Here is a 13882-nt window from a genome sequence, read left to right on the forward strand (position 1 = left end):
ACCTTAAAACGCGCGAAAATAATGTCGTCGGTATTCCAGTCTTTCTGTTCTTAGGCGGTCTTCTCATGTTGCGATATGCAGTTTGTCTTTCGCTGACGTTCTTTCTGGTTGGCTGCGGAGAGCCCATCGCGAATTTGGACCAGCCAAAAGATGCCAACAATAATGCGGTCGCCAACTCGGAAGCGCCACCGCCAGAGACAGCCTCGTCCTCACCGATGACCGAACAGGCCACGACCGAGACTCCCTCCGAGGAAAAGCCGCCGGAAGAACCTGCCCCAGAGCCAAAACCCAAAAAGGGGGTCATTCACCAGACGACCGATGAAGTGGTTGATGCCAAAGAGTGGTTAAAGAAACAAGGTATCGAGGCCCGTGACGGCAACATCGAAGGAGTTGATCCATTCAGCCAGGCCGCGTCCGGCTACTTCACGCTGGCAGCCAGGGCAAGCACGCTCGGACTTCAACAACAGGTTCAACATTACAAGGCCCTTAACGGCAAGTTCCCGTCATATAAAGAGTTCATGCAAATGATGCGTGACAATCGCATCGAGTTCGCCAAGCTACGCTGGTACGAAATTTACGGTTATAACGAAGATACCGGCAAGATCCTGGTATTGGTCGATACGGTCGCCAAAGAAGAAGGACCGTAAATTCGAGAATTCGACGCCGCAGGGTATGATTGGCACTACCGCTCACGCCCAGCAGGCACCCTCTCGGCAACGCTTGCCTAAAACTTGCAGATTCTTTCTGCAAATGCCGGATTTGTGAACTAGGTTTTCAATAACAACTCATCTCGTTCTTCTGATGCATTGAATTAGAAGTCGTGAGCGAGTTGCTACGGAACCTAATCTCTCGCACTATTCCGCACCACAGAAGAGGCCCTCGCCATGTGGCGAAAGCGTCGCAATTCGCGTCAGGTATCTATTTTTTCGCACAACCGATGTGGGAAAAGAACCGGCGCTACGATTGTGGAAACCGCACTCGTGATGCCGGTTTTTTTTATGTTCGTCTTTGCGATCATCGAATTCGGCCATGCCACGATGGTCAATAACGTACTAAAGAATGCCACGCGCACCGCGGCTCGCTGGGGCTCGGCTACCGGTGCCACGACCGCGGAAGTCGAACAATATGCCCGCGAGCGAATGGGCGGAGCGGTCGACCCTTCGATGGTCACCATCCAAATCAAAGACGCCAGCCAATTTGACAACGGTGGCGATGCCCCGACGACGTTGGAAGATTTTCAGGCCATGCCTGATATCGAACTTGAAGACGCCGAACCGCGGCAGCTGTTCATGATTCGCGCCTCCATACCGTATGGCAACGTTTCCTTGATTCCACATCCGTGGCTAGGCAACGTACTGCTGAGCGGCGAAACGTTCACGCGACACGAGTAACGAATCTCGCGTGCGGCAGCCGATTCCGGTCCCCGCTTCCCCTAGCGGAAGACAGGACAAGCAAAGCAACTTATGCACGTTAGTGCTTTATAAAATCCTTTTCCCAACGAAACGCCATGAACCTTTTTCATCGACGACGCGCTCTGACCAATCGCCGCGCGACGGCAACGGTGGAATTCGCCGTGATCGCGCCCGTTTTCTTGACGCTGATCCTAGGCATGCTGGAAGCCAGCCGGATGTTCGAAACCTATGGCCAGCTGGCACAAGTCGCTCGCGACGGAGCCCGCCTGGGTGCGATGGATCGTGCCGACTGGGTTGCCAGTGGCATTAAGACGAACGACAAAATCATCTCCGATATTCGCAACAGCCTGGAAGCTTCCGGATACGATCCGGAGAAGCTTCAGATCTATATCGAACCTGCTGGAAAGCCAGGTGAATCTTTCAACTTAGACGATCCCAACAACGATCTTGACTTATTTCAGGTACGCATCGCTTTGCCTATGTCTCAGGTAGCAGCGATGCCGGTACCCGACAACTTGGACTACGACCTTTCGACCGCCGTCATCTTCCGCAATACCAGGTCGACGATCGTACAGTAGCCCGCATCCTATCGTCTTAGTTTCACCCTTTTCGATCCTGGTTGGCACACCGCCGACAACACTCCCTAGCAGGTTCAGAAAGAAACAGATCCATGGCCAGCAAAAGCATTCCCCAGACAACTCAGCGGCACAACAGACGCGGCGTGTTCATCGTGCTTGCGGCTTTCGTGATGATCGTGCTGTTCGCTTTCCTCTCGCTCGGCATCGACTCCGGTCTGATTGCGATGGAGCAGACACGTCTGCAAAACGCGGTCGATGCGGCGGCCTTAGCGGCCTCGCAAGAGATCACGTCGGCCGTCCAAAGTGCAAGCGAAGGGGGCGATCCCAACTCGATCTCGCTGGAACATGCCCGTGCCATGGCCGCCGATGTTGCTGACCGCAACGGGGTTTACGTCGACGCGGATAATGACGTTGTCTTTGGCAAGCGAACCTACAACGAAGGAACCGGCAAGTGGGATATCACCTGGAATGAAGGCCCTTACAACGTGGTCAAAGTTACCGCTCGCCGCGACCAGGAAGATATGAGCGCACGCGACAGCAAGGTGCCGTTGGCATTCGGCTGGGCAGTGGGAACTCCGACGATTGACCTGCGTGCGGAGGCTATCGCGTTCGTTGAAGCTCGCGACATGGTCGTGGTGCTCGACTTCTCTGGTTCGATGAACGACGACAGCCGCTACACTTCGATCAGTCGCTTGGGACAAAGCAACATCGAAGCGAACATGGTCGACATTTTCAATGCGATGAACCCTAACGTCGGCAGCCTGTCGTTTGAACAGGAATATCTGACGATCGTCGGCGATCCACCGACCAGTTCGGCAGCCCCACAAAACAAGGTGACCTTCAAAGATCGCGAAGTTTACGTCGAGTCGACCAAGAACATCTCGCGGGTTCGCCTGTACTTTAGCAACGGAAAATCACAATACTTCTATCCCAATAGCAAGACGGGAACGTTCTCGGGAACAGGCTCGAACAACAATCGCCAAATCGACCGGGTCTACGTGCGGGCGGGCAACGCTACCGGCAACGGGGAAGAATTCCGCGACACCAACAGCGCCGTGAAGCAGGCGTTTGGCTTGGACAACATCAACTACCCTTACAGTCGCGGAAGTTGGGACGAGTTCATCAACTACTGCCGAGACAACGTCCCGAGCGATAGCGGTAATCGCCAGAAGTATGGCAAACTGAACTTCGTCGATTACATCCTGACCAATCGCTATCACAACTATGAAACGGAAGACCTTTGGAAGGCACCACACTATCCGTTCCACGCGGTGAAAAACGGGTTTTCTCTGTTCCTCGACTTCCTGCAAGATCTCGACTTCGGTGACGAAGTGGGGATCGTTTCCTACGATGAGTCCTCTCGCGTCGAGCATACGCTCAACGATGGCGACGCGTATGCCAGCTTGAATGGCAACCTGATCTCGGACGACTACGATTCGCTCGATACGATTCAACGCCACAAGCAGGCCGGTCACTATGGCAGTTTCACGGCGATGGGCTTTGGCGTGGATGAAGCGGATGAGTTGCTTCAAGCTCACGCACGACATGGTGCTCGTCCGACGATCGTGCTGATGACCGACGGTAACGCCAACCGCTACAAGAGTGGCTGGAGCTTGCCTTACGACTGGGACTGGGATGACTACACCGACTACGATGGCGACGGCAACGCCGACTACTCCACCAACGACCGCTCGAAACAATATGCCATCTGGGAAGCCGTCCAAGCCCACAAGCGTGGCGTGACGATCCACACCATGAGTGTGGGTGCCAGTGCGGACCGTGACGTGATGACGGCTATTGCCAATGCGTGTGGCGGCATTCACATCAGCGTTCCTGGCGGCTCGACGATTGCCGAATTGGAATCTCAAATGCTCTCCGCATTTCAGCAAATCGCCGCCAAGGTTCCGCCACCGCAACTGGTTTACGACCTGAGTCAGGCCGAAGATTAACCACGAGGCACACCACGACGTGTCCTGCAAGGTGGTTGTCGTTGGGGTAGTACCTCCTCGGCAGCCACCTTGTGTTGTTTCTTGTCAGGCCAAATGTTCGTTAGAATGAAAGAGGTCAGTCCAAGTTCGACTCACTAGACACCATCGCGAGAATTACCCGGCATGGCACCTACGGACGATTCGATCCCCATCCAAAACAGTGAAGTCTTTCCCGTTAAACCACCGGTAGTCTGGGTGATGTTTCCCCGTTGGCCGGAAGATGGTGACGGTTGGATCTTTCCCCAGGATCGCCACAAAGCAGAAGGCCTGATTCCGAGCGATTTCATCTTTCGCCGCGAAGTCACGGACGACGACTTCTACCTGATCAGCTACGGCGACGTCCAAATGAAGATACGCCCAGTGATGATGGAAGAAGTCCCTGAGCCAAAATACAAGATGGGTGAGGTCGTCGAACTGGCCCATCAATTCGATGTCGAGAAGACAACCACCGGCACCATCTATGCGGTTCGCTGGAGCGACTATTACCAGGAACCGCAGTACTATCTCATCCGGGGTGATCTCAAGAGCCAGAACCCCTATTTGGCCAAGGATCTACGCCCTTTCGAGCCGCCGAAAGAATTCCACGCGATGCACGAGTACGAGCCGCAGTAAAGCGTGTAAAGCGTACTAACGCGTTGTCCCTGCCGGAGCAGAGGCCAACGCTCCGCCACCTGCTTCCACCGAAGAGAAAGTCGCCCAGACGGGTAAGTGGTCGGAGATTTCCAACGCTTGATCTTCGGTCATCTTAAAGGCAGCCATCAGGTCCAGTACGCCTGCCTGACCGGCGAATTCGGTCGTACGTCGGTGGTCGAAGACGATGTTGTCGTAGCTCTTGCTCTTGCGCGTGTTGGTGGGCGTTCCCTGGACGGTGGCAAAGATACCCGGAACTTGCCCCAACATGCCTAGGTGGGTGTAGTCGGTATTCAAGTCACCTAGAAGGATGACATCGTCTTCGTTCGGATTGGCATCGCGGACGACTTCATAAACCTCGCCCAGGGCATCCATCTCTTCGTCGACCTCGTCCGGGTCGGTATGGATGTTAATCAAGGTGAAGCTAAACGGCTGGACGCCAGGATTTACGCGAGTACGAAACGAGGCGACGTACGGCTCGCGGTGCAATAAGTCGTGTGGATCGTTGATGGTGAAGTCGCTCTTTTCGATGAATTCGATTTTGGCAGTATTGTATAGGAAGACGTACTGCTCTGTGCTCGACGTGCGTCCCAAGCGCGGTCCGACGAGCGAGGCCCATTGGGAACCATCGGCGTTGATCATTTCCAGCCAACGGGGGATGACGTCTTGTTCTTTACTGCGAAGTTCTTGGACTGCCACGATGTCAAACGACTTGACTACTTGAGTCAGTACCTTCATCACATCCGGTTTGTCAATCTTCGATTGTCCAAAGACCTGAATGTTGAAACTGGCAAGGCGGATCGAATCTCCTGGCTGCGCTGTCGATGTGGCCGAAGTCTGCACGCCGTCGGGCAACTGCTCGAGAACCTGCTCGACATTGCAACCGGTAGCCGCAACAAGACCAACAATAAACGCGAGCGAAGAAAGAATGAGAGCGCGCACTTGAAGCCTCCTTGCCATGTGCGGTTTCGACTGCCAGCAGACACCCTGTCATCCATAACAAGGTACCTAGTACAAGCGGGGCAACCTTACCGAAAGGGATTCCCCACTTCCAGGTCAGTCGCTGGCAAGAAAGCAGAAAAGAAGGCGAGCCGCGGAAAAATTGCTGCTCGCAGTGATAGCACTCTTTGGTCTGCTACATGTTGCTCAATGCCTTTGAGGCCAAACGAGCCGTACGGGCATTTTCACTTTGAGCGGCCTTTTCGAGCGTTGTCTTGATCGATTCATCCACGGCTCCGATCTGGCCAATCGCCCAGATGGCGCGATTACGGACTTCGACGGGGGTGTCTTCTTTCTCGATCAGATTTGCCAGGTGCGCCGCTGCCGGAGACGCTTTGGCTTGAAGTCGCCCGACAAGTGTCACGGCCCAATAGGCGGTCAGTTCAGCTGAAGTCGTTAGCTCGAGCAGTGACTCAAGCTCATCGGCCTCTGGCGGTCCCAACTCTTCCAATGCCGCTTGGCTCCACTGGCTGACCTGTTCATCCCTATCGCCGCAGCAGCGGCAAAGAGGAACAATCGCGGCCATGGCGATACTTGGATCCTTGGCACAGGCTTCGGCGGCTTTCCGACGTTCTTCCGTATTGGTCCCCCCCAAAGCCTGGACGGCGTGCGATACTTCCATAGGTTTCTTTCCCAGAGTTCAAAGACGAGGAATTTCACGCCCAAGTGGCGGATATTACTTCGATTTGGACAAAAACGCGCTGACTCAACCACCCACGCGGGGGTATGATTAAGAGCGGAGGGGCACTCTGTTTCCAAATGATCACGGAAACTAACGTTAACGAATCATATTCGCGGATCACGGAAGTGAGCTATGAGTTCCCATTTCCTTTCCAACCCGACACCCTCTTCGGATGAACCGAACGGGGCTCATTCCACCGCTCCACCTGGTAACGACGTGTCCAAGCTAACACCGTTAAGCCAGGAAGCCCAGGCTAATTTGTGGCGATACATCGATCACCTGGAACGCTGGCGACAGTCGATTGGCTTCGAGATCCATGATGGTCTCACGCAGCAGATCACCGCGGCACTTCTCTTCCTCGAGGCTTACGATAAAGAGAAGCCTGATTCGACTTCCCTCGATCGGTGTCGAGCCATCCTCGAAGAGGCACTAGCCGAATCACGACGCTTGATCCAAGGCCTCAATCCCAAGCGTCTTGACGAGGAAGGGATCGAGGCGGCCCTGCAAGAATTCATCAAATTGCCTTCTCTTTCGACCGCTCAAATCCATGTTGAAATCGATAGGGATCTGCCGCGTCTTGCTCCCTGGCAGCGATCGTGCCTATTTCGTTTCTTTCAAGAGTCCATTACGAACGCACGAAAACACAGCGAAGCGATCAGGATTGATGTCTCACTCGGCCAACGGGGGCAGAGCCTCATTGCTTGCGTTCAAGATGACGGCATAGGCTTTGATGTCGAATCGATCGAACTGACTAGCTATGGACTGACCGGACTGAAACAGAAAGCCGATTTACTGGAAGGGAAGCTCACGATCGAGAGTGCCCCAAAACATGGTACCAAGATCGAACTCTGCATTCCGGTCGAAGCAATAAACCATTAAGAAATCGTGAAGCTCATTGCCGCATACTGAGCAATCCTCAACAATCGCTAGTAACTGGCAAGCGCAAAATTCGCCAGAGTGGATTGTAACGGCAGCAACATGGCATTCACCTTCGTTCTGGGGCTCGCCGCCCTGTTCCAATTGGTCGCAGTCCTGATGGCACTGCGCCTGAACACCATCTACCGACGTCGGTACGCTTGGCTCTTCATTTCTGGGGCCGGTGTCTTGATGACTCTTTGGATTGGTGCTGGCATCGTCGATACGATTCAGTCCCCGCCCGGCGACATCATCTGGGAGCCGACGTTGTGGGTTCAAACGTTGGCAACGCTGCTAACGGCAATCCTTTTCTTTGCCGGCATTGCCACGATCGAGCCGCTGTTCAAGGAAAACGAAGCGGCCAGGGCTTTATTGGCAAGCGAGAATGCGCTGTTGAATCGTGAAGTACAACATAGCCGCGAAGAGATGATGCTGGCGCAGCGCGTTCAATCGAATCTACTCCCCAGGTCTGCACCCCATGTTCCGGGGCTTGATATCGCGTTTCTATCTCGACCGGCCGAGTGGACCAGCGGCGACTACTTCGATTTCGTGCAACCCGACGACGACACGCTGATCGTCACCGTGGCCGATGTGTGCGGGCATGGTCTCGGACCAGCCTTGCTGATGACGACTTCGCGTTCTTATTTCCGCGGTATCGCCAGAACACGCAAGCAATGCCAACCCATCATCAATACCTGGAACAATGCGATTGCTGAAGACGTCGAGGCCGGCGACTTTATGACGGCGCTGGTGGTTCGACTCGATCTAAGAGAGCAACAGATCGAATATCTGGGTGCCGGACAAAACGGTTTACTGATCCAATCCGACGGCTCCTTTGAAGAACTGGAACGAAGCGGCCCACCGCTGGGAGTCATCGACAATTTTGAGTATCCCTGTCCTGACCCGATAACGCTCGAATCGGGTCAAATCCTCGTTCTGTGCACCGATGGCATTCATGAAACCGAAGGACAAGACGGATCGCAATTCGGTACGCACCGCATTGCCGATCTGATTGCGACCCATCGTGATTTGACCGCGGCCCAAATGGTCAAGCGTCTGGACATTGAGGTTCGCAACTTCGCGGTTGCCGCCAAGGCCCATGACGACCTGACGGCGGTCATCATCAAGATCGCGTAAATCTGTTTCTACCTCAACACTTCGAGAAGATTGCTGAAGTTATCTGTCCACGGTTTTGCGTAAACCATGTGTGGCCCCAAATTCGTCGCTGCGGACTGCATCGTATCGTCCGACAAGAATTGATGGTTCTTCGACGCAATGATCCACTGCGACCCAGTCTGCTGCGTAGCGGCATCCGGGGCGGTGGTGATGTAGAGCGTTTCCAAGTCAAACTCATCACACGTTCCGAGCACCACCGGCCGCAGGTCAAGATGCTTGTTGCTCACATGAATCGCCAGGACGCCCCCTTCAGCCAGGTGCCGCTGATAAATCCGAAATGCTTCCCGCGTCAGTAAGTGCGTCGGAATGGCATCGCCACTAAACGCATCGAGTACCAACAGATCGAACTGCTGATCGGGTTCACGTTCCAAAGACAGTCGGGCATCGCCAAGCACCAGGTCATGCTCGGCCTGGCAATCTTGCAGGAAGGTGAAGTGCTCGTTGGCCATTTCGATGACGTCGTCATTGATCTCGTAGAAGCGATAGTAGTCACCTTCACGAGCGTAGGCTGCTAGTGTTCCTGCTCCCAGACCAACCACGCCAACGCGTTTCCCGTCCTGTTTGGGCAATCGTGCCAATGCAAGCCCAACGCCCGTGTTTCGGGCGTAGTACGACGTGGGTTCCCCTCGCTTTGCTTCTGCCTGGTATTGAAAGCCATGCATAATCCGCCCGTGGTACATCGCCAGTATCGACTGACCGTCGTTGGTAGGAACTTCGCCAATGCTGAGCACGCCGTAAAAGTTTCGTTGCGACTCGAGGTAATGCGACTGGAACGAACGCAATTGCCCCGACAACATCGCCAGCATTCCACAGAACAACAGCCCCATCGACCAGAGCGGAATCGATCCGAGGCGCTTCTCGAGCGAACTAACCGTAACGCACAATGCCAAGGCGAAGGCCACGATCAGGCTGAGCGGCATTTCGTAGTACTGCGAAAAGATGAGTGGACACACAAGCGATACGAACATTCCTCCCAAGGCACCACCACCGGCAATCATCAGGTAGTAAAGCGTCAAATGTCGCGTCGAAGGCTTTAAGCGAACGAGTTCTCCGTGACAGATCATGCACACGAAGAACATCGCTCCAAAATAGGAAACGGCGACCCAGCCAATGTCGAGCATACCCCCCAACAATTCCAAAACACTGATCAATACAATGCTGCCGATCGCCATCCACCCCAACCAACCACGTCGGTACCATCCTTCGCCATCGAAGCAAAAGATAAACGTCAGCAGATATAGACTCAGAGGGACAACCCACAAGAACGGCACCACAGCCATGTCCTGACAGACATGATTAGTCGTGGCCAAAAGCATCACGCAAGCGAACGCCGGCAGAGCCAACCATGCCGCCAGCGTCTTCCATCCTGGTACCGCTTCGTCCAGAGAATCACCGGGTAACTCACAAGCTTCTTGGGTGCCAGCTTGATTGCGAACGATGGCAATCGCGATCGGAATCAACAGCAACGCGAATCCGGCATATCCCCAACCCCAAGCTCCCGATTGGGTCGGCAGCGTCCAATTCGGTTCAACCAGGAAGGGGTAGGTCAGAAGTGCAGCGAGCGAGCCGATGTTGGACAACGCATAAAGTCGGTACGGGGTTTTCCCGGGAGCCAACTGGCTGAACCAGTGCTGAAGCAGCGGTCCATTGGCGGCCAGCAGAAAGTATGGGAGCCCCAGGTGAGTCACCAACAGAAGCAAGATATACCCAGGCGGCCAAACATCGGCCGTCGGCTTCCAGTCATCCCCTGGGGAAATGGGCATGAGCAAAAGAGCGGCAATCATCAGGCCCGCATGAATAATCCCCTGCCATCGCTTGGGCACATAGGTTGCTAGCAAGTGGGCATACAGGTAGCCAGCGAAAAGAACGACCTGAAAGAACAGCATGCAGGTCGTCCACACGGTTGGGCTTCCGCCAAACCAGGGAAGGATTGTCTTGCTGATCAGTGGCTGGACTTGGAACAGCAGGAAGGCACTCCACAAGACAGCGAGCGGGAGGATCCACGCATAAACGAGATTGTTCTTGTTGTTCGCCACAGATAGTTTTCCCGCGTTGGGGACTCCGAGGAAGGCAATCGCCGGCAAATCGGCGCGCAGAACGGCCCTAAAGCATAGGTCACGAAGAAGGCTGTTTTGCGCGAGCTTATACCCGCCCCCATAATGGACGAGCTGATACTTCGTCTAATGAAAAATTGCCTTCCACTAAGCAGCGCGCAACGGTTTTCTACAGAATTCTTTCTGTTTTAATCGGCCCAAGCCGATCAATTGTTCTTGGAGATCGCGAAAACATTCCGTTAAAATCTGTGATACAGCCTTATCCTTTTCTGCTAGTGTTTCATCTGCGTATTGTGCCTCGATTTCGCGGGTGAAATGGTTCCTTAGGGAGTGTGTTTCAGCCAGATGCCTCGGCGATCGAGCTAGTTTAACCGGTTCCTGTTGGGCCACCTAAGAGTCTGTTTAGCCTCACGACTCGCGATTGGACCTCTTCTCGAATCTGTTCTATTCAACTTGCTTATTCTCGTAGGCAATAATGTGCTTGAATGCGCTCGCGCATGACAGGGAGATTGTCGTGTACGCAACTGCTTCTGTCGAAGCGGATGTCATGAGTGTGCTGCGCCAGTTCGCAGACGCTTATGCAAGCCGAGATAAAGGGAGACTTTTAGGCCTGTTTTGTTCAGATCGAGATGCTGTGGTCCTGGGAAGTGGATGCGACGAGCGAAACGTCGGTTCCGCGGCTATTTGGGGTCAAGTTCGCCGAGACTGGGAACAAACAGATACTCTCCGGATGCGATTTGGATGGAGAAGTGTTTCGACGATGGGTCAGGTCGCCTGGCTCGCCACCGATTGCTACCTCTATGTTCAAGCCGGATACCGGAAAGCCGAAGTCCCCCTGCGAATTACAGCCGTCATGATTCAGAATCACCTCGGTTGGCAAATTGCTCAGCTTCATTATTCTTCGCCCATTAGCGTAGGATCTGAAGCTGATACCTGCGTGGAATAGCAACCTATCTGCCTCTATTTATCTTTTTGACCGATATCCCAGCCATTCCAAACGCAAAAAAGCCCCCAGGTTTCCACCTGGGGGCTTTTTCCATTCTTGTCATTATCCGATATAATAAGAGGCTTGGCTTGTGTTAGCCTTGCTGATAGTGGCTTCCCCGAAATTGCCGTTTGCAGAAATACTCTGAGGCATCGGGAACGAACCTACGAAAGCATTGGGATGCTACGTACCTTTCTCCGATCAAAAATTCACCGCGCGACTGTAACCCAGGCCGACCTGGACTACGTAGGCAGCGTTACCATCGATTCCCACTTGTTGGAAGCGGCTCAGATCTTGCCGCACGAACAGGTCGACGTCCTAAATGTTACCAATGGCCAGCGCCTTACCACCTATGCCATTCCCGGCGAAGCAGGTTCCGGCGTCATTGGAATTAACGGTGCGGCAGCTCACCTGGTAAGCCCCGGCGACCTGGTCATCATCGTTTGCTATGCGCAGTACACTGCGGAGGAAATCGAGGGGCACCAACCTCGCGTGATTCTGGTTGACGAAGCCAACCGAATGACCGACTGTATCGTTGAATCGGATTCGATGAACTCTTCTAGCTAACGGCCGGACTGCTTGTCCGCGACGGTATGAGCTTTTCCCTGTGCCCTATGTCAGGCATGTCCGAGTTGGGCGATAGGTCCATGTCCGACCCTCTGCTAGTTTTCTCATATCAGATGGCCGTTCGGGGCGGAATAATGAAAGCATGCCTTCACTCGGACAACGCTTGCCTGTCCAATTTGCATCAAACACGCAACATAAATGAAGCCGTCGGAGCCTTCCACTGAGGACACCGCAATAGATACTGCGGCAATATGCTTTCCATAGACCTTTCTTTTTAATGCGATTAAGGAGCGAAAACCGAATCCAGCTGTCGGTTCACCGCATAAACATGAGTCGCAAAGAGCTTCCCCATTGCGGGAATGCCGAAGATGAGCAACATTGCTTGTGTTGGCTGGCGAACTGGGCAGAACGTCACCAAAACAATTAAGCTCTTAGCCGGGGCACTAACGCCAATTCCCACAATTGGCTGACGGTAATAGCGAGCACAAGATGTGACTCCAAGTGCGACAAGACGTCGCTTCCTTCTGTCGGTGCACACCCGCGAGCCGTATGGGGCCGGTACAATGTTTTCGTGAGGCGTAATGCTTCACGACCTATTGGGGCAGAACATTGGACCGGCTCCTTTTTTGCGTGCATCCGCGTGCTAGCACGCCTTCTTACCAGCAATTTTGCTCATTTCTGACCTGCTCGGAAAAATCTATTCCGGCCATGACCTGACGTGTCAGACGGATCGCGATAACTACTACTGCCCAAGGGCAACCAAGTTATTCAGAACCCTAAAGCAATACACAAAAGGATATCAATCATGGCCAAATACTACGTCGAATCGGGATCGTTACGTTTGATTGTTGATGCCGCTGACGCCCGCCGAGCTGCCCTGTGGGCCGTTCATCGTGCGTTGGAACATATTCTGCCCAATGAAGAAGAGGAGCTTGATGTGGACAACCTGCCAGAAGTCGAACCAGTCGGCACGATGGTGCTGGGAGACGCGATTCGCCTGAGCGAACGCGGCTTCGAGAACTTCGACGTCATTCAGTTCGAGACGCTCGAAATCGTCAGCGAGTGGAGCCAACTCATGCTGGCGCTCTCGAACATGGAAAGCGAGCTGAAGGCCGCCTAAGGACCTTCGGCGAAACGTTCCCCAGAGGAAGCGGCCGACTACCGCTTCCTCAATCCAATGCCGGTACGTGGACCTAGTCCGTTTCGGGTAGGAGAGGAACGAAACGAACGCCGCCGAAATCATCCTCCACATAACGGTCCTTATCAATCTTACGAATGCGTATTAACTTCTGGGAATCCTGCACCGGCCCCAACGGCATAACCAGGCGTCCACCAACTACCAACTGTTCAAATAGAGCACTGGGAACTCGGTCTCCACCAGCGGCAACGGCAATCGCGTCGTAAGGTCCTTCCTCGGGCCAACCCTTCAGCCCATCTCCAAACCGAACGTGAACATTGCCAATGCCCAGCCTTTTGATCGTTTCAGCCGCCGTGATTGCGAGATCGCCTATGCGCTCGACGGTGAAGACCTCTTTCGCCAAACGCCCCATGACGGCCGCTGCGTAGCCGCTACCGGTCCCCACTTCCAGAACTCGATCGGTAGGCTGAAGCTCCAAGACCTGGGCCATCAGGGCAACGATCAAAGGCTGGGAGATCGTCTGCTTATGCGTCAGTGGCAACGCCGAATCCACATAGGCATCGTCGTGGAAAGAGGGCAAGACAAAGTCTTCTCGTGGCACATCATGCATGGCCTGAAGCACGTCCTGATCAGTGATGCCTCGTTCTTTAAGCAGGTTGACCATCTCGTCACGTTGCTGATCAAGTTTCATGATGCACGGTCCTTTGCGTGTATCCGCGTCACCTTTTTCGGGCAAGAATCTTCTTCTATCGACATGC

The 13882-nt window shown here is 54.0% G+C and carries 14 protein-coding genes; 10 read left to right on the top strand and 4 right to left on the bottom strand.

Annotated elements, in window-relative coordinates; translation table 11 throughout:
- Window positions 1–65: 65 nt before the first annotated feature.
- The 5 genes from Pan97_RS24810 (at window position 66) to Pan97_RS24830 (ending at window position 4590) form a co-directional block, all read left to right on the top strand.
- The gene (locus Pan97_RS24810) at window positions 66–647 is read left to right on the top strand and encodes a hypothetical protein (RefSeq protein WP_144977539.1); all 582 of its coding nucleotides are present in this window, start codon (window positions 66–68) and stop codon (window positions 645–647) included.
- Between the two features lie 237 nt (window positions 648–884).
- Window positions 885–1391 carry a TadE/TadG family type IV pilus assembly protein gene (locus Pan97_RS24815; protein ID WP_144977541.1) on the top strand — a complete coding sequence of 169 codons (507 nt, stop codon included), beginning with the start codon at window positions 885–887 and terminating at the stop codon, window positions 1389–1391.
- A gap of 116 nt (window positions 1392–1507) precedes the next feature.
- Entirely contained in the window at window positions 1508–1990 is a 483-nt protein-coding gene (locus Pan97_RS24820; protein WP_144977543.1) for a TadE/TadG family type IV pilus assembly protein, read from the top strand.
- Between the two features lie 92 nt (window positions 1991–2082).
- Window positions 2083–3939 carry a pilus assembly protein TadG-related protein gene (locus tag Pan97_RS24825; RefSeq protein WP_144977545.1) on the top strand — a complete coding sequence of 619 codons (1857 nt, stop codon included), beginning with the start codon at window positions 2083–2085 and terminating at the stop codon, window positions 3937–3939.
- 162 nt (window positions 3940–4101) lie between these two features.
- Window positions 4102–4590, top strand: coding sequence for a DUF6960 family protein (locus tag Pan97_RS24830; RefSeq protein ID WP_144977547.1), 489 nt, complete (start codon window positions 4102–4104; stop codon window positions 4588–4590).
- Between the two features lie 15 nt (window positions 4591–4605).
- On the opposite strand, the gene Pan97_RS24835 is transcribed toward Pan97_RS24830, so the two are convergent.
- Entirely contained in the window at window positions 4606–5550 is a 945-nt protein-coding gene (locus Pan97_RS24835; RefSeq protein WP_165698964.1) for an endonuclease/exonuclease/phosphatase family protein, read from the bottom strand.
- A 193-nt stretch (window positions 5551–5743) separates the two neighbouring features.
- Window positions 5744–6229, bottom strand: a complete 486-nt coding sequence (locus tag Pan97_RS24840; protein ID WP_144977551.1) for a HEAT repeat domain-containing protein — start codon at window positions 6227–6229, stop codon at window positions 5744–5746.
- A 192-nt stretch (window positions 6230–6421) separates the two neighbouring features.
- Here Pan97_RS24840 and Pan97_RS24845 point away from each other — a divergent pair, with 192 nt between their 5' ends.
- Together Pan97_RS24845 and Pan97_RS24850 are read left to right on the top strand one after the other, a co-directional pair.
- The gene (locus Pan97_RS24845) at window positions 6422–7168 is read left to right on the top strand and encodes a sensor histidine kinase (protein ID WP_144977553.1); all 747 of its coding nucleotides are present in this window, start codon (window positions 6422–6424) and stop codon (window positions 7166–7168) included.
- A gap of 99 nt (window positions 7169–7267) precedes the next feature.
- On the top strand, window positions 7268–8341 hold the full coding sequence (locus tag Pan97_RS24850; RefSeq protein WP_144977555.1) for a PP2C family protein-serine/threonine phosphatase: 1074 nt from the start codon (window positions 7268–7270) through the stop codon (window positions 8339–8341).
- An 8-nt stretch (window positions 8342–8349) separates the two neighbouring features.
- On the opposite strand, the gene Pan97_RS24855 is transcribed toward Pan97_RS24850, so the two are convergent.
- A complete protein-coding gene (locus tag Pan97_RS24855; protein WP_144977557.1) occupies window positions 8350–10416 on the bottom strand; it encodes a spermidine synthase in 2067 nt (688 codons plus the stop codon).
- Window positions 10417–10981: 565 nt separating this feature from the next.
- Here Pan97_RS24855 and Pan97_RS27215 point away from each other — a divergent pair.
- The 3 genes from Pan97_RS27215 (at window position 10982) to Pan97_RS24870 (ending at window position 13106) form a co-directional block, all read left to right on the top strand.
- Window positions 10982–11380, top strand: coding sequence for a nuclear transport factor 2 family protein (locus Pan97_RS27215; protein WP_391529995.1), 399 nt, complete (start codon window positions 10982–10984; stop codon window positions 11378–11380).
- A 219-nt stretch (window positions 11381–11599) separates the two neighbouring features.
- Window positions 11600–11986 (top strand): aspartate 1-decarboxylase, encoded by a 387-nt coding sequence (gene panD, locus Pan97_RS24865; RefSeq protein ID WP_144977561.1) that lies wholly within the window; start codon window positions 11600–11602, stop codon window positions 11984–11986.
- Window positions 11987–12791: 805 nt separating this feature from the next.
- A complete protein-coding gene (locus Pan97_RS24870) occupies window positions 12792–13106 on the top strand; it encodes a hypothetical protein (protein ID WP_144977563.1) in 315 nt (104 codons plus the stop codon).
- A 73-nt stretch (window positions 13107–13179) separates the two neighbouring features.
- Here the strand turns inward: Pan97_RS24870 and Pan97_RS24875 are convergent, their stop codons facing one another.
- A complete protein-coding gene (locus Pan97_RS24875; protein WP_144977565.1) occupies window positions 13180–13815 on the bottom strand; it encodes a protein-L-isoaspartate(D-aspartate) O-methyltransferase in 636 nt (211 codons plus the stop codon).
- Between the last annotated feature and the right edge of the window lie 67 nt (window positions 13816–13882).

The organism is Bremerella volcania, assembly GCF_007748115.1.
GTDB lineage: Bacteria > Planctomycetota > Planctomycetia > Pirellulales > Pirellulaceae > Bremerella > Bremerella volcania.